Origin of the sequence: Antarcticibacterium flavum, assembly GCF_006159205.1 — a bacterium.
In the GTDB taxonomy this organism is placed as follows: Bacteria; Bacteroidota; Bacteroidia; order Flavobacteriales; family Flavobacteriaceae; genus Gillisia; species Gillisia flava.
Map to the genome: position 1 here is coordinate 3,660,083 of NZ_CP040812.1, position 22,572 is coordinate 3,682,654.

Sequence of the window (22,572 nt, forward strand, 5' to 3'; positions counted from 1 at the left end):
GCTTTCTGAGTTGTCCTTTTCCTATTGGAAAGAATAATTCACATTAGATAATTAACCTTAATAATTGAACTATGTCGCTGTAGATAGATTATTTATCGAGGTGGAATAAGGGCATGTAAAAGGTTTTCAATTTATAGATTTTCCCAATAAATTTTGAACAAAAGAAGATGAAATATAGCCTGAAGCAAATCAACCGTACATTAATCGTACAAACTATAAAGAATTAAAACCGTAACTTCTGTATTATCAGCGTGTTACGGTTTAGTCAAGCGGAGAAAGAGGGATTCGAACCCCCGGAGGTGTGACCCTCAACAGTTTTCAAGACTGCCGCATTCGACCACTCTGCCATTTCTCCTTTGAGTGCCTCATCAGGTATTCCCTGATTGCGGCTGCAAATATAGAAAGCTTTTTTCTTTTCAGCCGAATTTTTTTGCAGTTTTTTTTAGATTTTTTTCTCTGCCAGTTTACATTTTTCGACCTGCCTAATGTTCAGCTTCTTAGCAGGAGGTTTTGAAAGTTAGCCACAGGCTTCAAAAGAAAAATATCCTATACCAAATCCCGGGGAATAAATTCTACTGGAACCCGAGGCCCGTTTTGATACCGGTTTTTCAAGGTTGCATTTTATACTCTTTTGTTTATGGACTTTCTTTAATTTTCGGGGTTTGAATAATTTGCTCATAACTATTGGGACTTAGGTGAATTTTTCAGGAGTCAGACCTTACCAGTCCGGGGCTTTTGGGCTTTACAGCCGCAGGAGTTTCGGCCTCACTTTCTTTCAACCTTTTCTTCCTCATCCTGCTGCTTATTATTCGCAGGTAGAAATAGCCTATGATACCGGCAAGCATGGAAGCTGTTAGTATCCCAATCTTGGCCTGTACCCTATAGGTTTCATCAACGAATGCAAGATCTGTTATAAAAAGGGACATGGTAAACCCAATCGCGGCCAGTAATCCTATCCCCGAAATATGATGCCAGTTCACTCCTTTGGGGAGGTCTCCCAGTTTTAGAAAAACCATTAGCCTGGTAAATATGATAACCCCCAGAAATTTACCGATAATAAGGCCAAGGATCACGCCCAGGGCTACAGGACTATGGAAGAATTGAAGAGACTCTGCAGTAATGGTTACCCCGGCGTTTGCAAAGGCAAAAATTGGGAGAACCACGAAACTTACAAAGGGATGTAAGGCGTGCTCAAGACGTTGCAGGGGAGGGGTTGCATCCTCTGCCAGGGAAGAGAATTTTTCAATAGTATGGGAAATTTCCTGCTCTATCTCGGGTTCACTCTTTTTCCTGCTTTGTTTTATTTTTTTAATTTCATTGGTAAGCCATTTCACTTTTCGCAGAAAAACCGGGGTGTCTATCCTTTTGCTGGTAGGAATTGCAAAAGCTGCAAGAACTGCCGCTATAGTGGCATGTACGCCAGAGAGCAGGATTGCCAGCCATAAACCGCCAATTCCCATCACGGCATAAAATAAGGTATTGCGTATACCAATTTGGTTGGCAGCTATAAGTATGAACAGGAAGAATGCGCCCATTGCAAGGCTCTCGATGGAAACTTCAGAAGTATAGAAGAATGCGATCACCAGTACCGCCCCAAGGTCATCTACTATTGCCAGGGCAGTTAAAAAGACCTTGAGGGATAGAGGTACTTTGTCCCCAAGCAAATAAAGGATCCCGAGTGCAAAGGCAATATCTGTAGCCATTGGAATACCCCAGCCGCTTACTGCAGGGCTTCCGGCGGTAAAGAAATAATAAATAAGGGCAGGGAAAACCATTCCTCCAATTGCTGCTGAAATAGGCAGGATGGCTCCCCGTACTTTGGAAAGCTGCCCGTGCATGATCTCCCTTTTGAGTTCCAGGCCTACCAGGAAAAAGAACATAGACATCAACCCGTCATTGATCCAGTGTAGTATGTTTTTTCTTATATAAAAATCATTGAACCCAATATGAATATACTGCTTCCAGATACTATGATACCCTTCTGCCAGGGGTGAATTCGCGACGATCATAGCCAGAAGGGCAGAAAAAATAAGAAGCAAACCTACCGAGGTTTGCCTTTCTATAAAATTCTTAATGGGGAGTAACAGATAGATATCGAGTGTAGATTTTTTCATATCGACTATTTTGGAAAGGACTTTTTCACCTGTTTTGCTACAGTATGTCCTACAAATTTATCTTAATACCCGGGGAGAAAATATGACAATTGTCAGGTTATAATCACAGAAAGATCGGAAAAAAACCTGTAATAATTTACCTCCTTAGTCAATAATAATTTGATAGCTATCCAACAATCCCGCAATATTTTGAGAAGAAAACCTGGCGCGGGTTAAGCTGTTTTTTTGGGGGTTGATAGAGAAGTTGCGGGCCAGCCTAAGATCGGCCTTTTTTAAATTTGTATTCTGAAAGATCGCGCCATCGAGATCACAATCCTTAAATACCGTTTGTTCCAAATTTGCTTCTGAATAATCCACCTGCGTGAGAACACAATTTATGAACCTGGTATTTTTAATTTTCAGCTTATAAAAAGAGGAAAAACTAAGGTTGCAATTTGTATAGCTGAAGCTAAGGAGAAAGGGATCACACTCCTCAAACCTCAATCCCATTAATTTACAATTGGTAAAAGTGACGTCCCGGAAGGTGGTTCCTCTCAGGTTTATATTGCTAAGGTCACATTCTATGAATTCACATTCGCTGAAGACGGCTCCCGCGAAGCTCATAGAAGTAAAATTGCAGGTTTTAAAGGAACAGGAATCATACTCTGCCTCCCTGAAATTTTCAGGAAAAGATTCTGTTTGATAGATTTTATCTGCAATAAGAGGAAGGTTCATGAAATGGATAGTTGAAAAATCTAAAGATATGATTTATTGACGTAAATGGAAGAAGGGGAGGGGCAAAAGGAAAAAATATTCAGCAATTAAAATAAATACAGGAAGCTTAAAATATGTCAATTTTTATCATATTTTTAACACTAAAATAAACAGGATTCTAACAGAGGATCCAATTTTATCAATTCACCTAAAACCTTCATGAAAAGACACCTTTTTCCTCCCCTGCTCCTGTTCCTTTTACTCTTAGTTTCCTGTGAACCTGAAAGCAATAATCCGGAGCCTACAGTTATTACCCCTCAACTTCTGGCCTGTGAAGGAAATTTTATAATCAGGAAAACCCTGGATACAGAGGATCTAAGGAATTGTTCCTCTGTCACAGGATCTATTTATATAGACACAGAATATTCCCAGGGAGTGATCCTGCGCGATCTCAAAGACCTGAAATCTATATCCGGAGACCTGGAGATCAAGGGTAAAAATATAACTCATTGGGAAGCTTTTGATAAGCTGGAGGAAATTGGCGGTAATCTCACGATCGGGAATTTGGAGGAGGTCACTACCTTAAATCTTAAAAACCTCAAAAAGATTGGTGGAGATCTTATAATATATGGAAATTCCAACCTGGCCAATATCGATTTTCCAGTTCTTAAGAGTATTGGAGGGAAATTCGAATATAGGGATAATTCCACCACTATGGATTTTAATGGTTTAAACTCCCTGGAATCTATTGGTAATATTTCCTTTATAAACAATTCCGGGATCCAGAGTATTAATGGGTTTGGCAAATTAACCCGCTTCAATTTTCTCTATGTTTTCAAAAATCCAATGCTTGAAGTGATAAAGGGCTTTACGGCTTTAACCGAAGTAAAGGAAATGAGTATCCTGGAAAACAAAAAATTACGAAGCATTGAGGAATTTTCTGCTTTAAATATTATCGCCCAAAACCTGAACATGGAATCCAATTCCCTGCTGGAAGGGATTAGCGCTTTTGATAAACTTAAAAACATAGGGGGAGTAACCAATATTTCCGGTAATAGGGTAAATTTTGAGAATTCCTTTCCGGCTGTTGTTTCACTGGGGCAGGAGCTGTACATTATCAACAATATACATCCCGGGAAGTTTCACAGCTTTAGGTCCCTGGAAAACTTTGGAGGACAGTATTTCACGGTAAGCTATAATGAGTTTTCTTCCTTCCACGGCCCGGATAAACTGGCAACAGCAGAGACAATAGCTTTCCAGGGTGGAGTTTTTGAGGAACTTACGGGATTTGAAAAATTGACATCTTTGAATGGAAGGCTGGAAGTATTTTCAAGTGAAGGAGTAAAGAATATAACAGCTTTCAAAAATCTTAAGATTGTAGAGGGAAACCTGCAGTTCTATTATAATAAAAATCTAAAGGATGCCACTGCTGTCCTAAATTCCATAGAACGCATTGGAGGGGAATTTCGCATGACAAATAATGGTGTCCTGGAAACTATTAATGCAGGGGAGCAGTTAAATTCTATAGGGAAGGAAATAGTCATTTCTGAAAATCCTTCCCTCTTAAAAATTGAGGGTTTTAATGGGGTGACAACGGTAGGGGAACATATGCTTATAAGATCAAATCATAAGCTGAAGGAGATGAGTGCTTTTAACAATCTGCCATCCATTGAATACCTGTATATAAGCGAGAACACGAATATGACTTCCTTTAACAGTTTCGCTGGCCTTAGATCTATCACAAGGGAGCTGGTCATAGCCGGGAATGCTTTTCTAGGTCAAATGAATGCCTTTCAATCCCTTGAAAGCATTGGGACCATGCTTAGTATTGGGGTAAATGGCTTAAAGGATTTAAAGAATTTTCACAGCCTTACTAAAATTGGGGAAAGTCTATACATTTCCAATGAAAATGGCTTGAAAACTTTGGAAGGGCTGGAAAATGTCGTGTCCGGTATAGAGATCATACATTTGACAGATAACGCTGAATTAATAAATATTTCTGCCCTTAGCAATATTTCAGAAGTGTCCGGTTATATAAATATAGGTATGAATGTACGGCTATCGTCCTGTTCAATAGAATCCATTTGCCGGTTCATAAGGGGTGGTGGTGCTGTAGATTTTCGATATAACGGCGATGGGTGCAATGACAACCAGGTTGCCTTAACCTGTAATCAATAATTTCTATAAAAATACCTAAAACAAAAATTCCCGGCTTTCCCGGGAATTTTTGTTTTAAATCTATTCAATTACAAATATAAATTCATTACTGTCCGGTAAAAGAGCCTGGACCGCTACCGCTGCTGGTATATAGATCCCGGACTAAAATCCAGGTATATGGAAAACAGCACTTTACACAATTTTCAAAAGCGTGAATTTTCCTAAAGTTTTGGATCCAAAACCACTCCCAGGTTGAGATTGATATGGCCTTAGACTATATAGCAAGGCTTAAGGTACATTCGCCTATATTTAATCGGACACCAGAAATAAATTTTCCGATTCCGGTTACCGTAACGTCCTTTTATTCTTTAATATACTTCGTTAGTCCGCTTCCAAATTTTCCCAGATAGCCTGTAAAAAAATTGCTGGTCCCACTTGTCGGGGTTCGTAGATTAACTGTGGCAGGAACAGGATAACTGTGCCAGGTTTCCCCGCCATCCCTGGTTTCAAAGATTTGCGGTTCATTATAATTCACAAAAGCCATCCCGTGATGTTGATCATAAAACCAGATTTGCGGATAATAATTTTCATAAGTCTTAATCTTATTCCAGGTGCTACCCTGGTCCTCTGTTTTATAAATATCGCTGTTTGCCTGCAGGTAACCCACATTTCCAAATAATTGAGGTGCCAGCGGCCAAATATTAAAGGGGGAATAGGAGACATTTCCGTTCTCAATTTTGACCAGGAATTCACGGTCATTGGGAGCGAGGAACAAAAGGTCCTTACTTACAGCCGTTAGATCGTATACATCAATTCGGCTGATATCGGGATTTTTAAGTTGAGGATAATACTCATAAAGGTCAACTGGTATTCCGTTCTCAATTACAAGAACAGTCCCGTCATCATTGATAAGGTATCCCATGTTTTCATTTAGAAAATAAACTTTTCTAACATTGCCATGGGATTCCTGCTCTATACGGAACATTAGTTCAAAATCCCTCCCATTGTTTGTAAAATACAAACCCGGTCCCCCGTAGGGATCGTGGTAGACCAACCAGCCTATATCTTCATTTAAAAAGAAGAAAGTATCAGGAAAGCCCTGATTATATTCAATTACCGTGGTCCAGGTATAAAAACCGTCTGTTGATCTATAAAGCTTTTTATCTGCCAGTACAAAACCTGTTTTTTCGTCTGTAGTCTGGAATTGTTGAATACTCGGGAAGTATTTGGAAAGAGGGATGAAACCCACTAGCTCAATAGGATAGGCTTCCTCACCAATCATAAGGTTTAAATTCTCATGAACAGCTGTGGGGATGATGACTTCAATGAGCTCATCCTCATAGGTAACAAAATTCCGGGAAAAAATTTCGACGTCATAGCTGTCATAGATACGCTGGTCGTATTCAAATTTTACCTTATTGATTTTTTTAAGGTTTTCACCTTTGATAGAGAGGGTATCCCCAATCTTTAATCGGTGGGGAGTAACGGTTTCAATATTTGCACTGCTATTAGCAGGGGTTGGAATAGGAATTTGTGATTCTTCCTGGCTGCAACTAAAAAATAGCCATAATATCAAAAGAGGGGATAGGTTTTTCATCAAAATGACTATAGTTATAAGAATCACTAAATATCATAAGAATTAAGAAACCATTGGTGTTAAATTTAATAGATCCCCATATTATTTTTTGAAGGTTAAAAATTAGAGCACCAGTTCCCCAAACAACCTTTCAAGGGTCCCGTCAAGGTCGCTGCACAAACCGGGATGCGGCCTCGAGGTTTGGATAACAGAACTTCTTACTGCGGTAAGCCATCGAAAACGGGAAGGCACATCCATCATCGCAATTGGCCCGCCGTCCTTTTCTCCTTTACATATCTTTACAAACGATTCCAGGTTCTTCTCGATCTGGTCCAGGTCAAACTCCTCTGCCAGGCATCGAAGGCGTGATGGGTCCAAATGATACCTCACCCTGAGGAACTTTTCCTTTTTGCAGAAGATGATGATCCCCACATTCAAGAATTCCTCGCGCTCCACTCTGGGGAGTACACGAATTACGGCGTACTCATATAAGTGCTTTTCCTGCATCCTGTGCTTCTTTTATAAAATTTTCTGTGTGGGCGAGGCGGGTTAGTAAAAACCTTGTGTAAGCTTCCCTTAATTCCTGTGCACTCTCATCATAACCTTCCCATTCCAGCCAGGTATCAGGGATCAAATTGATGATCTCCCTTATCCTATCTTCTGTGAGTAGGGTCTTTGCTTCCTTATCTGCCTCTTCCAGCTGCGTTGCCTGCGGTAACAGCACATGGTCCTTGATGAGAGCAAAGGGGCTTTTTGCCTGTTTCTCGTGGTTGGTCCAGGAATGGTGAAAATAGAGGGCTGCCCCGTGGTCGATAAGCCACAGCTCCTTATTCCAGATAAGCATATTGGTATTCCTAAAGGTGCGGTCTACATTGGTGATAAAGGCATCCAGCCACACAATTTTGGAAGCAAGTGCGGGATCAACAAGGGTTACAACGGGATCAAAGGTAATAGCTCCTGAAAGGAAGTGCAGCGCAAGGTTAAGGCCCTGGCTGCCTTGTAATAGGTCCTGGATCTCCTCATCCCCTTCAGTTCGCCCAAAGGCCTCATCCAGGTTGGCAAATACCAGCTCTGGCACTTTAAGGCCCAGTACCCTGGCGATCTCCCCGCCAATTAATTCAGCTATTAAAGCTTTTACCCCATGGCCGGCACCGCGAAATTTCAATACATACTTGAAATCATCATCGGCCTCGGCAAGGGCAGGGAGGGAGCCGCCTTCCCTTAACGGCGTGATATATCTTGTGACAGTAACCGTCCTCAATTCGTGCTGACTCATTTTTTCTTCTGAATGATGACAAATTTAATCAATAAAAAGAACCACAACAGGGAAAATCCCGATTTACTGTGCTGGAAGAGAAATAAAAAATGCTGAGGTTTTTTAAAAGGATACCGGGGTAAGACCCCGGCTCCCTCTAAAGTTGGGGTACACAAAATTATGTGCGGGCTTAAGTGCTAACCAAAGCCAAACAGCCTCTCTTAAAGAGGTCATATTATCTTATAAGGGCGGGGGAGCTTGGAAATATCCAAATTGAGAACCTAATTTACATACAAAGATCTACAGCATAAAATATTTAATAAAAATTTACCAATAAGTGGTAAAACCAATGGAGGCTAAATTTTCAGGGTAAACGATATCATTCTGGAAAAAGGAGCGCATTGGATACTTCTTCATCTCAATTAGGTTGGTGAAAAATTGTTCAAAGCCTAACTTTTGGGAATGCATTGTGCCAATTTCTGAAACTTAAAACATTGTTGTCCGGGTAAAGGGTCTAGATCGCTCTGCTTCTAGAATCTAGAGCCTAGACTAAAATTCTAATGACTGAAAAAGAGCCACTTAAACTCTACTGCAATTCTTGAATATCTTCTAAACTTTTTTAGATTCAAAACCACCCCCATGTTGAGGTTGAAATGACCTCAGACTATACATAGCAAGGCTAAACGGAAATTCAGATTATATTAATCGGACAACAATGAACTCAAAATCAGTATTGTCTCTGTTGAAATATATTCTACTTCCCTTAGCTATTTCTATGCATAGTCAAAGTACAAGCTGACTCCTCACAAGGCTTGTTTTTGAATAAAAGAATTCAGGAAGGTTTACAGGGAGATCCTTTCCCCATCCTTGTCTGCAGATTCAAATATCTTTTCCACGATCTCGATATCCCTTAAGCCATCTTCTCCCGGAACCATAACAGGCTCATTATTGATAATGGCCAGGGCATCATCATCCATTTGCACTGCCTGCTGGTTTTTTCCAAAGGGTTCCAGAACTTTTCCATCGCTGGTTTTTCCTTTCACCCCGGTATATGACTGGAAGGGGCTAAGACGATACCACCCGTCGCTGCAATTTATTTCCAGTGTGTTCATACTTTCCCCAAAACTGGTGCGGCAGGATGCTGTAATGCCTTCTGGAAATTCAAGATCAAATATTGTTGTCTCATCCACTTCATCAAACATTTGCGGCCTGGTAGTGGTGTGGGTTGCAGAGACCGCCACCGGTTCCATTCCTGTGCTGTATCTGGCGGCATTAAGTGGATACACTCCCATATCATACATAGCTCCCCCACCCATATCTTTCTTAAGCTTCCAGGGGATTATATTGTTACTGTGAAAACCGGCTTCTGCCTTAAGATCCTGTATTTGTCCGTAAGGTTTGGTCTCTACCCATTTCATAATGGTTTGAGTGTTCTTCTCGTGCTGCATCCTGTAGCCAATGGAAAGTTTCACATTGTTTTTGTTACAGGCTTCGATGATCTCCCGGCATTCTGCAGCGTTTTTTGCCATGGGCTTTTCACACCAAACATGTTTTCCTGCATTGGCAGCAATTATGGAGTACTCGGCATGCATACTTACCGGCAGAACTATATAAATAACATCAATATCATCATTGTTAGCCACGGTATGCATATTCTCATAATTGTAAACATTCTTATCCTTGATCCCGTATTTTTCTTTCCACCTCGGGATCTTTTCAGGACTACCGGTCACTATTCCCCTAAGTTCACAATGGCTGGTCTCCTGCAATGCCGGCGCAAGTTGATTGGTACTATAATTTCCCAGCCCCACCAGTGCCACTCCCAATTTTCGGTTTTTCCCGGAAACCCAGAGTCCGTAAGAGGGCAGGGTAGTAGCGGCAAGGAACAACCCGGAGCGTTTGATGAATTTCCTCCTGCCCACGGCGCTGCGGGCGGGTTTGTTGTTCGGGGTTTGGGTGGGTTTCTTTTTCATGTTGTTCTCTGTTTTCTGTTTACCGTTTACCGTTTTCTGTTTTCTGTTTACCGTTTACCGTTTTCTGTTTTCTGTTTTCCGTTTACCGTTTTTCGTTTTCTGTTTACCGTTTGGTCTATTCAGATTACCTTTACTTTTTTCGAGTCTGAATGTTAATTAACCACAGAGTTACTGGAGTTTTAAAAGGAGTTTCACGGAGTTTTTTCTTTACTCTCTTCTCTCCGAATACCTTTTTCCCAAAAAAAATAGCCACGAATGCACGAATGTTTTTATATTATCCTCTATGTGTATAAATTTACCTAACTCATAACTCATAACTCTTCTTTCTTCTCTCTTCTCTCTTCTCTCTTCTCTCTTCTCTCTTCTCTCTGTTCTTATATCTTAATTCTTGTTCTTGTATCTTGTTTCTTGGTTCTTGTTTCTTTCTTCGAACCACGAAGTACCATCTCTTAAATTAACGTCCTTCAAACCAACTCCTAACTCCTAACTCATAACTAACTCTTCCCCTTCACCACCCATCCTGCAATGGTAAGTGCTCTTTTCACTTGGTGGGCAACGGCTTTTTCCACTTTATCTGTAAGATTGTCTTTTCCTGCACTTACACTTAAGCCGTAAGGATTTCCTCCAGATTCAAAGATGGTTTGATCTGTATATGAAGGTGTGGCTACAATAGCACCCCAGTGGAACATGGATTTGTACAGGGATAGCAAAGTAGTTTCCTGCCCGCCGTGGAGGTTTTGGGCACTGGTCATTCCCGTAACCACTTTATTAGCGAGTTTGCCGTTGAACCAGAGTCCGCCGGTGGTATCAAAAAAAGCGGCTACCTGTGAGGGTAAATTCCCATACCTGGTCGGAATGCTGAAGATAATGGCATCTGCCCACTCCAGGTCATCCAGCGATACTTTTTGTACATCTTTGGTAGCCTCATAATGTTCTTTCCAGTCCTTATTTTCAGCCATCGCTTCCTTTGGCGCAGTTTCCTCAAACTTCCTGAACCTCACTTCCCCTGCCCCTAAATTCTTTGCCGCTTTTTCTGCCCAGCGGGCTAGTTGATGATTTGTTCCTGTCGCACTATAATAGATAACTGCTACTTTCAAATTTTCCATAAGTCAATTTTTTATAAATATTTGTATCTGTGCACGTTAATGCACTTCAAGATAAAGGTTCTTTCAGCCTTTTGTTTTAAAATTATTATAAAACTTAAAGTCGTGAAGGGGATTGGGAGCTACCATTATTTCCTTCAGCAAAAATTAAATTTCAAAATTGGAGCTTTAAATGAATCCATTATCGGCCTGTATTTTATCCCTGAATAAATTCGCCGCTGTACCTCAATAATATTCAGCTAAAAAGCGCTATTTTTGCACATTAATTAAAGAATAAGTTAGTATGGGCAATATTGTAGCCATTGTAGGAAGACCTAATGTTGGGAAATCCACTTTTTTTAACCGACTCATCCAGCGCCGGGAGGCCATCGTGGATGCCGTGAGCGGTGTTACCCGCGACAGGCATTATGGTAAAAGTGACTGGAATGGAAAGTCGTTTTCTTTAATTGATACCGGTGGATACGTCAAGGGAAGTGATGATATTTTTGAGGAAGAGATAGATAAGCAGGTAGAGTTGGCCATTGAGGAGGCAGATGCCATTATCTTTATGGTAGATGTAGAGACAGGGATTACAGGGATGGATGAGGATGTTGCCAATTTATTGAGAAAGGTAGAGAAGCCTGTTTTTCTTGCTGTGAATAAAGTTGATAATTCAAAGAGGCTGGAGAATGCCGTGGAATTCTATTCCCTGGGGCTGGGTGATTATTTTCCCATTGCCAGTACAAACGGGAGTGGTACGGGAGAACTTCTGGATGCGATCATTGAAGCCCTGCCCGAGCAGGAAGATGATGAAGAAACAGAACTACCAAGATTTGCGGTGGTGGGACGCCCCAATGCCGGGAAATCGTCCTTCATCAACGCCCTTATTGGTGAGGATAGATATATAGTCACAGATATTGCCGGGACTACCCGCGATTCTATTGATACAAAATATAACAGGTTTGGGTTTGAGTTCAACCTGGTTGATACGGCAGGGATACGAAGAAAATCCAAGGTAAAGGAAGACCTTGAGTTTTACTCGGTCATGCGATCTGTAAGAGCAATCGAGAATTGCGATGTGTGCCTTATTGTCCTTGATGCCACCCGTGGATTTGACGGGCAGGTACAAAACATCTTCTGGCTTGCACAGCGTAACCGCAAAGGGATCGTGATCCTGGTGAATAAATGGGACCTTCTCGAAAAGGAGACCAACACCATGAAAGATTATGAGCAAAACATACGAAAGGAGATCGAGCCTTTTACAGATGTTCCAATCGTTTTTATCTCTGTGTTAGAAAAGCAAAGGATCTATAAAGCCATAGAGACAGCGGTAGAGGTATATAACAACCGCAGCAAGAAGATCAAGACCAGTGAGCTTAATGACAGGATGCTGCCTATTATAGAGCATTATCCACCACCGGCCTGGAAAGGAAAGTACGTGAAGATCAAATATTGTATGCAGTTGCCAACACCACAGCCACAGTTTGCCTTCTTCTGTAACCTGCCGCAATATGTTAGGGAACCATATAAACGATACCTGGAAAATAAACTTAGGGAAGAATTCGACTTTACCGGGGTACCAATTTCAGTTTATTTCAGAAAAAAATAACAGGGCATTAAACCTTGTAACAATAAAATGGTCTTAACAACTAATGTTTAAGACCATTTTTGTTTAATCACATTTTTTCGCACCCCCTTTAATGAAAAAAATTTTCTTCGCTGTTCTTTGTTTAGCAGGTTTACAGCTAACAGCCCAAACCTTTGAAATTTCCGGAAGAATTACTGATACTGAAACTAACCTTGCACTTGAGGCTGCAACTGTTTATGCTGAGAACTCTGCAGACAGTACCCTTGTAAGCTATACAATTTCAGAAAAAGACGGGGATTTTATCCTTACCGGCAATACCACAGCTCCCAATCTGAATCTTTTTATATCCTTCACAGGCTTTCAGCTACACAGGCAATCTATTAACCTAAGCGAAAAAATGGTTCATAGCCTGGGGACGATTCGACTGCAGGAAGCAGACAATACCCTGGATGAGGTACAACTGGTTGGCTCCCGTGCGCCTATCACTATAAAAAGGGATACCCTGGAATTCAATGCGGGATCTTTTGCCACCCGGCCCGATGCGAACCTGGAGGAACTTATGAAAAAATTACCCGGGGTCGAGGTAGATATACAGGGAAATATCACCGTGAATGGGAAACCGGTTTCCAGGATCCTGGTAGACGGGAAAGAATTTTTTGGAAATGACCCCAAGATCGCCACCAGGAACCTGCCCAAGGAGATCATTGACAAGATCCAGGTAACAGATACCAAGACAAGAGCCGAGGAGTTTACCGGGAAAGCAGGAAATCCCGATGATAAGACTATCAACATCACCCTTCAAAAGGATAAGAATAAAGGATACTTTGCCCGTGCTACAGTGGGAGGAGGTACCAATGACCGTTATGAAATGAGCGGGATTGGGAATTATTTCAAAGATAAATTCAGGGTTAGCGTCCTTGCCAGTTCAAACAACATAAACAGCTCCGGCTTTAGTTTTGATGAGGTGTTTGATATGATGGGTCGTAACGCCCGCAGCTTTTCCTTCAATAGTGGTGGAGGTGGAAGTTTTGGGATTAATGGGATGAACTTTGGTGGCGGTGCAGGTATTACCAAGGCAGAAACAGCCGGATTGAACCTCGTAAATGAATGGGGTAAGACAGCAGAACTAAATGCCGATTATTTCTTCGGAAGGAATGATACTGAAACCATGACCGTGGTAGAACGTGAAAACCTGCTGCCAGATTCCCGCTTCTTTTACAATTCTACAAGTTCCAGCAACCTGGTTAATGACAGCCACAGGGCAAATGCCAGATTTGAATATAAACCAGATACCCTTACCCGCATCTCATTTGCTCCAAGATTTAGCTCCAATACCGGTTATTCGAACCGAAGCAATAGTGCAGCTTCATCAAATGAGAACCGGGAGCTGGTAAACTCTACTGAAACTATTGACGATGAATATTTAAACAGCCAGAGCTTTAGTAACAGGCTGGATGTGATACGGCGTTATGGGAGCAGAGGAGCCTATTCCCAGCTTAATTTTACAAATAGCCACCAGAGGCAGGAAAATGATAACTACTTCTTTTCTGAAAGCAGGTTCTTTGCAGGAGAAGAAACAGTTGAGATCCAGGACCAGTTCATCGATGAGGATCAAAAGGAGAATGAATATTCCATAGGGGCAACCCAGCGGTTTGTGATGGCAGAGAAATTGTTCCTGGATGCTTCCTATAATTTCTCCTCTACCAATTCCAATAACACCAGGTATGTTTATGACCTGGACCAGGAAACCAACTCCTATTCAATTTTCAATGATCTACTTAGCAGTGATTTTGAATCTAAAAGTTTTAAGAATATACCAAATGTGGGTGTGAACTATGAGGGCCAGAAGTGGAGGGTTGGTTCTGAAATTGGTTTATTGAACACTACCCTTGAAAACACCAATTTCTTGCAGGATGTACCCTTTGATAATACCTACAACAACCTGTTCCTGCGCGCCAATGTGCGTTATGAGATTGCAAGGTCAAAAAGTGTCTATTTAAATTACAACAGCGATGCCGGGATACCATCCATTCGCCAGTTACAGCCGGTGGTAAACCGCACCAATCCGTTAAATATCTTCGTAGGTAATCCAGATCTTAGGCCCACTTTTACCCAAACCATTCGAGGGGGATACAGGAACTATGATTTTTCCAAGAGAAGCGGTTTCTTTAGTTATGCCTCTGTAACTTTTACAGATAATAGCATCGTACCCGTGACCACCACCGGGGCAGATCTTGTAAGGACCACTACCTATGCCAACGTAGACGGAGCCATTAATTCCAATGCGGGGGCTTCCTACTCCAAACAGAACAAAAAGGACGGCAGGGAATTTAGTTACCGCCTTGGTCTAAATGGAAATTATGACCGGAATATAGGATTTACCAACGGAGTGCAATTTCGTGCCGACCGTTATACGGTGAGGCCATCCATCAATTTGACTTACGGCATAGAGGATTATTTTTCGATAAATCCCGGGTATCAGTTAGCCTTTACTGAAACTCAATATGATATAATCGCCAACAGGAATGAGAATTTTACCAACCACACGGTTTCCCTGGAGGCCACCACCTTTTGGCCAAAGAACTTTGTATTCGGTAACGATATTTCCTATACTTATTTTGGGAATGTATCACCAGGGTTTGATAATACAGCATTCCTGTGGAATATAAGTTTAGGATACAAGTTCCTTAATGATGATGCCACTCTCAAGATAAAAGTATATGATATGCTCAATGAGAATGTTTCCACCCAGCGTATTGTAGGTGATGACTTTATACAGGATACTCAAAACCTTATTTTAAGAAGATATGCGATGCTTAGCTTTACCTATAAATTAAGCAAATTTGGAGGTAAAGACCCCAACCAAAGTGGTCGCAGGATGATGAGAATGTAATGTTGGAGAATAATTAATTGGTTAGTTAGTTTGTGATTGCAAAACCTCAATTCCTGTAGCAGAGAATTGGGGTTTTCTTTTTACCAGCTCCCACCGGCACCGCCACCACCAAAGCCACCGCCGCCGAAGCCGCCTCCAAAGCCGCCACCGCCTCCAAAGCCACCGCCGCCGCCAAAGCCACCCCTGCCGCCTCCAAAGCCTCCACGGCCAAGACTGCTAAGAACGATCATATCGAGAAGAGAAGGTGCCCGGCCACTCCTGCTGCCCGGCCCGCCGCCTTTTTTGTTTTTACTGCTAAGAGATACCAGGAATATTAAAAAGAAGATCCCCAGGATAAGGTAGGAAACCGGGATGCCCTGCGGTCCCTGTTGCCTTGGTCGGGAACCCTGGAAAGTCCCTTCAAGGACCTGGAATATGGCCGTTGTACCTTTATCCAGGCCGGCATAATAGTTATTATTCCTAAATTCGGGAAGGATAATATTATCGATGATATCCTTTGAGGTAGCATCTGTAAGATATTCCTCCAGCCCATAGCCGGTGGTGATAAATATTTTCCTGTCACCTTCAGAGAGCAGGATGAGAAGCCCGTTGTCTTCCTTTTCCTGTCCAATTCCCCATTCATGAGCCCAGTTGGCAGCATAGATACCTTCATATTCCCCCTCAAGGGATTTTATTGTGGCTATGACTATTTGGGTCGAGGTGGTATCGGAATAATTGATAAGCTTTCTTTCCAGCCGCTGGGCTTCTTCTGTAGTAAGCACATTTGCAGCATCATAGACACTGGTTTGACTGGATGGGCGTGGTGGTATATCCCTTTGGGCAAAAGCCACGTGGGATACGGTAAGAAAAATTAAGAATAGTAATAAGAAGGGTAATTTATTCTTTTGTAGCATTTCCTCTTGATATTGTATTTGGCAGCTCGTCTATCGCATCTGCACTCCACGGGAAATGAGCTTTTAGCTGTTCTCCCGCTTTAAGGATCCCATCTATTAGCCCCTGCTTGAAATTACCCGCCTTGAAATGGGCCACTATGATATCCTTGGTGCTTTCCCAAAAATCGGCAGGAACTACTTTATTGATACCGCGGTCGCCGTAGATCACGAAATCCCGGTCCTCTACCGCTACATAGATCAATACCCCGTTTTCATGTTTGGTATTATCCATCTTAAGGGCATGGAAAACCTCCATGGCCCTTTCGAAAATACCCTTCTCTGCGTGGGTTTTTTCTATATGAACACGAATCTCTCCCGAGGTGGAACCTTCAGCAGTTCTTATGGCTTCAATGATCTCCTCCTCTTCCTTTGCCGATAAAAAATCTTCCAGTTTGCTCATCGCAACGGTTTTAGAAATTAAAATCTACATCTGGCGCCCTTTCAGATCCTGCATCGGCTTCATAGCGCACCATTGGGTCAAACCCAAACCAGCCTGCAAAGACTTTATTGGGGAAGGTTCTTATGTATGTATTATAGTCGGTCACCGCAGCATTGTACCTGTCGCGGGTCACATTGATCCTGTTCTCTGTGCCCTCCAGCTGCGACTGCAGTTGCTGGAAGTTTTGTGTAGCACGGAGCTCGGGGTATCTTTCCACTGTTACCAGTAAACGGGATAAGGCACCAGATACTTCTCCCTGTGCCTGCTGGAACTGCTCCATTTGCTGCGGGGTCATATTTGCCGGGTCTATACTTACCGAGGTTGCCCGTGAGCGTGCCTCAATAACATCTGTTAACGTTCCTCTTTCAAAGTCGGCCGCACCCTGTACCGTTTTTACAAGGTTTGTAATGAGGTCATTACGGCGTTGGTAGGAGCTTTCAACATTGGACCAGGCGAGGCGCGCCTCCTCCTGTTTAGCTACTGCAGTGTTATTAAATCCTATTGTTAGACTGTAAATAATGATTCCAAGAACTGCAATAACTGCAACGGGAATGAGCCATTTTTTCATGTTATAAATGATTTTTGATATTGGTTAGTTCTGCTTTTACGTTTTGTAATTTTCGTATGATCTCAAAGTTACTCAGGATCTTCTTCTTTTCTTCCTTTAGGTGGATCTTGGCCCCTTCAAGGGTGAAGCCCCGTTCCTTTACAAGATGGTAAATAAGCTCCAGGTTCTTGATGTCCTGCGGGGTGAAGAGGCGGTTGCCTTTAGCATTCTTTTTTGGCTTTAAAGCATCAAACTCCTTCTCCCAAAAGCGAATTAACGAGGTGTTTACCCCAAAGGCTTCTGCAACCTCGCCTATGGCATAATATCGCTTTTCTGGTAGGTTTAGTTGCATTAATCCATAGATTGGTTTTCCTGTTGTGCCTTTGCCAGTACCTGGTCATATTCTGCAGGAGAAAGGTTTCCGTAATAGAAATTAATAGGGTTGATCCTCTCTTCATCCTTATAGATCTCATAGTGCAGGTGAGGGGCTTCGCTACGGCCGGTACTTCCTACAAATCCAATGACATCACCTCTTTTAACCCGCTGTCCAACCCGTACATTGTACTTATAAAGATGGGCATAGAGGCTCACATAGCCATAACCATGGTCTATTCTAATGTGGTTTCCGTAACCTGTAGAACGATTATCTGCCCGCTCGATCCTCCCGTCACCGGTAGCATACACCGGCGTTCCCCGGGGAGCAGAGAAATCCATCCCGTAGTGATACTTTTTAACCTTGGTAAAGGGATCTGTCCTCCAGCCGTAACCGGAAGCAATTCTTTTCAACTCCTCGTTCTTCACAGGCTGTATAGCAGGGATAGCTGCCAGGAGTTGTTCTTTTTCCTTTGCCAGATCTGTGATCTCATCAAGTGATTTTGATTGTACCACCAGCTGTTTTGTAAGAATATCCATCCTCTGGGTGGTCTCTACTATAATTTTTGAATTATCATAGCCTTCCAGGTTCCTGTAGCGGTTTATACCACCAAAACCTGCCCGGCGTTGTTCTTCGGGAATAGGATTGGATTCAAAATATAACCTGTAAATGTTGTTATCACGATCTTCAATATTTCCCAGTACATCCTGTATCTGGTCCATTTTACGGTTAAGGATCCCGTATTGAAGCTGCATATTCTCAAGTTCCCTTTTGAGGGCTTTTTCCTTTGGGGTTTCAATTTGCGGGAGGTTGAGGTAGATCACTACCAGCACAAAGGCGGCAAGGAATACACCCAGGATACTCAGGAATGCGATACCCAGTCTACGGCCTTTCTTACGCTCTATCTTCTTGTAAGAAAGCGTCTCGCTGTCGTAATAATATTTAACCTTCGCCATAAATTAAAATATACTATTTTTGCGGGTATAAGTATTGCAAAAACCTTGCAATAGCTTAAGAGAAACGCACAAAGATAAAAATTGTTTTCTCACCCTCATAATTTAAAACGCATTAGAGCTTTTTTGGTGCACCAATAATGGCAGGATAAACCATCCAAAGTGTTCCCATAAACTGTTAATTACCATTTATGAAATCTAAAGAGATACGTTCCACATACCTCAATTATTTTAAATCCAAATCCCATATAATTGTCCCTTCTGCACCTATGGTGATCAAGGATGATCCTACCCTTATGTTCACCAATGCAGGGATGAACCAATTTAAGGAATATTTTTTAGGAAATACCGTGCCAAAAAATACACGGGTGACCGATACTCAAAAATGCCTGAGGGTAAGCGGGAAGCACAATGACCTGGAAGAGGTTGGGATGGACACCTACCACCATACCATGTTTGAGATGCTTGGAAACTGGAGCTTTGGGGATTATTTTAAAAAAGAAGCCATCCACTGGGCCTGGGAACTTTTAACTGAAGTCTATAAAATAGACAGGGATATCCTATATGTATCTGTCTTTGAAGGCAGTGAGGAAGACGGTCTAGAAATGGACCGGGAGGCTTATGACCTGTGGAAAGATATAGTTCCCGAGGAAAGGATCATCCTTGGCAATAAAAAAGATAATTTCTGGGAAATGGGTGACCAGGGGCCATGTGGTCCAAGTTCAGAGATCCATGTGGATATTCGTACTGCTGAAGAGAAAGCAAAGATCCCGGGCAGGGGCCTTGTAAATGCAGATCATCCCCAGGTAGTGGAGATATGGAACCTGGTATTTATGGAATTTAACCGCAAGGCGAACGGTTCCCTTGAAAAATTACCTGCACAGCACGTGGATACGGGAATGGGATTTGAAAGGCTTTGTATGGTATTGCAGGATAAAAAATCCAATTATGATACAGATGTTTTTACTCCAATCATAGCTTCTATTGAAAAGATAACAAATTCTACCTACGGGCAGGACGAGAAGGTCGATATAGCCATAAGGGTAATTGCAGACCATGTGCGGGCCGTGGCATTCTCTATTGCAGATGGTCAACTGCCGGGCAACACCGGCGCCGGCTATGTGATACGCAGGATCTTAAGAAGGGCAATTCGCTATGGGTTCACATTTTTAGCAACTAAGGAACCATTCATCTATAAACTTGCGGCCACATTAAGCGATCAAATGGGCGAGGCGTTCCCTGAATTGAGATCGCAAAAAACCCTTATAGAAAATGTGATTAGGGAAGAGGAGCAGTCCTTTCTTAGAACCCTGGACCAGGGGCTTATCCTCCTGGAAAATATTATAGAAGGCACCACCGGCAATACAGTTTCGGGTAAAAAGGCATTTGAACTTTATGATACTTTTGGATTCCCCATAGATCTTACCGCCCTCATCCTTAGGGAACGCGGCTATGAGCTGGATGAGGCCGAATTCAATGCAGAACTTAAACAACAAAAAGACCGCTCCAGGGCAGCTTCTGCCATGACGGCGGGGGACTGGGAGATCCTGGGCCAGGAAGAAGAGGAAACTTTTATTGGTTATGAAAATCTTGAGGCCGAAGTAAAAATAACCCGGTATAGAAAGGTTGAGGGTAAAAAAGAAGGAGCTCTTTACCAGCTTGTTTTCAATAAAACCCCTTTTTATCCTGAAGGTGGGGGTCAGGTAGGCGATAAGGGGCTATTGATCACACAAACAGGAGAAGAAATTAAGATCCTTGATACCAAAAAGGAGAATAACCTTATCATTCATTTCACCAAAAGCCTGCCTGAAGATCCTTCGCAGGAGGTCATTGTAACAGTAGATGAATCAAAAAGGGCACAAACCCAGGCAAATCACACCGCTACTCACTTATTGCACCAGGCACTGCGGGAGATCCTTGGAACTCACGTGGAGCAAAAGGGCTCGATGGTGAACCATAAAAACCTGAGGTTCGATTTTTCCCATTTCAGTAAACTTAGTCCAGAGGAGCTCAAGGAGGTAGAGGAATATGTAAACCAAAGAATTGCCGAACACCACCGGTTACAGGAGCAGCGTAACATTTCTTACAATGAGGCGATCGAGCAGGGGGCAATAGCCCTTTTCGGGGAAAAATACGGGGATTCTGTAAGAGCAGTAAGATTCGGGGAATCTATGGAATTATGCGGGGGAACACATGTGCAAAACACTGCCGATATCTGGTATTTCAAAATAATTTCTGAAGGAGCTGTTGCAGCCGGGATACGTCGTATTGAGGCTATTACGGGCAGGGCTGTTAAGGCATATTTTCAGGAGGAAGAAGAAAGCCTGAAAGAGATCTCTGCACAGCTTAAGAATGCCAAGGACCCGGTAAAAGCTATACAGAACCTTCAGGAGGAAAATGCAAACCTGAAAAAACAGATCGAGGTATTGCTTAGGGATAAAGCGAAAAACCTCAAGATCGAGCTTCAGCAGGAGATCACCTCAGTAAACGGAATAAATTTCCTGGCGAAAAAAGTAGACCTTGATGCCGGGGGAATAAAAGATCTGGCTTACCAGCTGGGAGATAATAATGATAATCTTTTTCTCCTGCTGGCGTCTGAGCAGGATGGCAAGGCCCTTCTTACCTGCTATATTTCCAAAGAGCTGGCAGAGTCAAAAGGCCTGCACGCCGGGAAAGTGGTCAAAGAACTCGGGAAACATATACAGGGAGGCGGTGGTGGCCAGCCTTTCTTCGCGACTGCGGGAGGAAGGAATCCCCAGGGGATAGAAAAAGCGCTGGAAGAGGCCAGGAATTTTTTATCTGAATAAGCAGGATCAAAGCTTGCCGGGGTAGTTAATATGAATACATATGGAGTTTCGAACTCATTTTAAAATAGGACCGGAAGAACCTAAGATCGATTACTCCTCGTCGATCTTTCTCATAGGTTCCTGTTTTGTAGATAATATTGGCAGGAAGCTGGAGCAGGCTAAATTAAAAAGCCTCCGGAACCCTTTTGGGATATTTTACCACCCCGCGGCAATTGAAAATTTCCTTTCGAGAGTGGTGTCCCTAAAACCATATACCAAGGAGGAAGTATTTCATCACAATGAAAGATGGCATTGCTTTGAAGCACATTCAGTTCTAAGCAATCCTAACAGGGAGAAACTGCTGGAAGATCTTAATGAAAACCTGCGGGTTACACGTAGATTTCTTGAAAATGCAACTCATGTGATCATTACCCTGGGAACAGCTTTTGGTTACAGAGCCAGGGAAACCGGTAATTTTGTTGCCAATTGTCATAAAGTGCCGCAGGTACAGTTTGAGAAGGAGCTTATGCCGGTGGGGGAGGTACAGGAACGGCTCCATAATTGTCTTGGACTTTTAAAAACTGTAAATCCCTCTACTGCCATTCTTTTTACCATATCACCCGTGAGGCATATAAAGGATGGTGTGATAGAGAATCAAAGAAGTAAATCGCATCTTCTTGCCGCAACAGGCAACATTGTTAATGATAAAAAGGATACGTCTTATTTCCCTTCTTATGAGATCATGATGGATGACCTAAGGGATTACCGGTTTTATGAAAAGGATATGCTGCATCCTAATGCTATTGCAATAGATTATATATGGAACAAATTCATTGAGGTGTGGCTTTCCAAAGATGCTGTAGAGGTTATGAAGGAAATAACCTCCCTGCAACAGGGGCTGGATCACAGGCCTTTTAATCCGGAATCTACTGCGCATAAAAAGTTTAAGGAACAACTAAATGAGCGTATCGAAATTCTTAAAAAATCATTTCCTCAAATAAAATTTTAAGGTAATTTTAAAAGCTCCGCGGCCTAAAAGTTATTTCTCTCTTAAAGTGACATGCTTATCTTCAAAAACGTTATAGTGCTTTCAAGATATCTTATATTTTTGGACTGTTGAAATGAAAAACAAGAGTTTTTTGAGTCAACTTAACTTTAAAATTCTTGGGGTAGAATTTTGAAAAAGGTAAAAAGGATGGTGGGGGCCATCC

At 42.3% G+C, this 22,572-nt stretch carries 17 protein-coding genes and 1 tRNA gene; 5 read left to right on the forward strand and 13 right to left on the reverse strand.

Going from position 1 to position 22,572, the window contains the following annotated elements:
* Positions 1 to 270: 270 nt before the first annotated feature.
* From FHG64_RS16100 to FHG64_RS16110, 3 genes are all read right to left on the reverse strand, one after another.
* Positions 271 to 355, reverse strand: a tRNA-Ser gene (locus FHG64_RS16100).
* Between the two features lie 349 nt (positions 356 to 704).
* Entirely contained in the window at positions 705 to 2,114 is a 1,410-nt protein-coding gene (nhaA, locus tag FHG64_RS16105; RefSeq protein WP_218937524.1) for a Na+/H+ antiporter NhaA, read from the reverse strand.
* A 144-nt stretch (positions 2,115 to 2,258) separates the two neighbouring features.
* Positions 2,259 to 2,828 carry a pentapeptide repeat-containing protein gene (locus FHG64_RS16110; protein WP_139067350.1) on the reverse strand — a complete coding sequence of 190 codons (570 nt, stop codon included), beginning with the start codon at positions 2,826 to 2,828 and terminating at the stop codon, positions 2,259 to 2,261.
* Between the two features lie 198 nt (positions 2,829 to 3,026).
* On the opposite strand from FHG64_RS16110, the gene FHG64_RS16115 reads away from it, so the two are divergent.
* Positions 3,027 to 4,985 (forward strand): receptor L domain-containing protein, encoded by a 1,959-nt coding sequence (locus FHG64_RS16115; RefSeq protein WP_139067351.1) that lies wholly within the window; start codon positions 3,027 to 3,029, stop codon positions 4,983 to 4,985.
* 340 nt (positions 4,986 to 5,325) lie between these two features.
* Here the strand turns inward: FHG64_RS16115 and FHG64_RS16120 are convergent, their stop codons facing one another.
* The 5 genes from FHG64_RS16120 to FHG64_RS16140 form a co-directional block, all read right to left on the reverse strand.
* The gene (locus tag FHG64_RS16120) at positions 5,326 to 6,561 is read right to left on the reverse strand and encodes a WD40/YVTN/BNR-like repeat-containing protein (protein ID WP_139067352.1); all 1,236 of its coding nucleotides are present in this window, start codon (positions 6,559 to 6,561) and stop codon (positions 5,326 to 5,328) included.
* A gap of 102 nt (positions 6,562 to 6,663) precedes the next feature.
* Positions 6,664 to 7,047, reverse strand: a complete 384-nt coding sequence (locus tag FHG64_RS16125) for a DUF3037 domain-containing protein (protein ID WP_139067353.1) — start codon at positions 7,045 to 7,047, stop codon at positions 6,664 to 6,666.
* Positions 7,025 to 7,816, reverse strand: coding sequence for a HipA family kinase (locus FHG64_RS16130; protein WP_139067354.1), 792 nt, complete (start codon positions 7,814 to 7,816; stop codon positions 7,025 to 7,027). Before FHG64_RS16130 ends, FHG64_RS16125 begins: the two co-directional genes overlap by 23 nt.
* Positions 7,817 to 8,637: 821 nt before the next feature.
* Positions 8,638 to 9,768, reverse strand: a complete 1,131-nt coding sequence (locus FHG64_RS16135) for a Gfo/Idh/MocA family protein (protein ID WP_139067355.1) — start codon at positions 9,766 to 9,768, stop codon at positions 8,638 to 8,640.
* Positions 9,769 to 10,262: 494 nt separating this feature from the next.
* A complete protein-coding gene (locus FHG64_RS16140) occupies positions 10,263 to 10,874 on the reverse strand; it encodes an NAD(P)H-dependent oxidoreductase (RefSeq protein WP_139067356.1) in 612 nt (203 codons plus the stop codon).
* Positions 10,875 to 11,154: 280 nt separating this feature from the next.
* On the opposite strand from FHG64_RS16140, the gene der reads away from it, so the two are divergent.
* The gene (der, locus tag FHG64_RS16145) at positions 11,155 to 12,459 is read left to right on the forward strand and encodes a ribosome biogenesis GTPase Der (RefSeq protein WP_139067357.1); all 1,305 of its coding nucleotides are present in this window, start codon (positions 11,155 to 11,157) and stop codon (positions 12,457 to 12,459) included.
* 91 nt (positions 12,460 to 12,550) lie between these two features.
* A complete protein-coding gene (locus FHG64_RS16150) occupies positions 12,551 to 15,331 on the forward strand; it encodes an outer membrane beta-barrel protein (protein WP_139067358.1) in 2,781 nt (926 codons plus the stop codon).
* Positions 15,332 to 15,411: 80 nt separating this feature from the next.
* Here FHG64_RS16150 and FHG64_RS16155 read toward each other — a convergent pair whose 3' ends face one another.
* From FHG64_RS16155 to FHG64_RS16175, 5 genes are read right to left on the reverse strand one after another with little or no spacing between them, the layout of a single operon-like run.
* Positions 15,412 to 16,224 (reverse strand): TPM domain-containing protein, encoded by an 813-nt coding sequence (locus FHG64_RS16155; protein ID WP_139067359.1) that lies wholly within the window; start codon positions 16,222 to 16,224, stop codon positions 15,412 to 15,414.
* Positions 16,208 to 16,663, reverse strand: a complete 456-nt coding sequence (locus tag FHG64_RS16160) for a TPM domain-containing protein (protein ID WP_139067360.1) — start codon at positions 16,661 to 16,663, stop codon at positions 16,208 to 16,210. Before FHG64_RS16160 ends, FHG64_RS16155 begins: the two co-directional genes overlap by 17 nt.
* A 10-nt stretch (positions 16,664 to 16,673) precedes the next feature.
* Positions 16,674 to 17,270, reverse strand: a complete 597-nt coding sequence (locus FHG64_RS16165; RefSeq protein WP_139067361.1) for a LemA family protein — start codon at positions 17,268 to 17,270, stop codon at positions 16,674 to 16,676.
* 1 nt (position 17,271) lies between these two features.
* Complete coding sequence (locus FHG64_RS16170; RefSeq protein ID WP_139067362.1) at positions 17,272 to 17,601, reverse strand: MerR family transcriptional regulator; 330 nt, start codon at positions 17,599 to 17,601, stop codon at positions 17,272 to 17,274.
* Positions 17,601 to 18,578, reverse strand: coding sequence for a M23 family metallopeptidase (locus FHG64_RS16175; RefSeq protein ID WP_139067363.1), 978 nt, complete (start codon positions 18,576 to 18,578; stop codon positions 17,601 to 17,603). Before FHG64_RS16175 ends, FHG64_RS16170 begins: the two co-directional genes overlap by 1 nt.
* A 188-nt stretch (positions 18,579 to 18,766) precedes the next feature.
* Here FHG64_RS16175 and alaS point away from each other — a divergent pair, with 188 nt between their 5' ends.
* Complete coding sequence (gene alaS / locus FHG64_RS16180) at positions 18,767 to 21,382, forward strand: alanine--tRNA ligase (RefSeq protein WP_139067364.1); 2,616 nt, start codon at positions 18,767 to 18,769, stop codon at positions 21,380 to 21,382.
* A 40-nt stretch (positions 21,383 to 21,422) separates the two neighbouring features.
* Positions 21,423 to 22,370, forward strand: coding sequence for a GSCFA domain-containing protein (locus FHG64_RS16185; protein ID WP_139067365.1), 948 nt, complete (start codon positions 21,423 to 21,425; stop codon positions 22,368 to 22,370).
* The last annotated feature ends 202 nt before the right edge of the window (positions 22,371 to 22,572 follow it).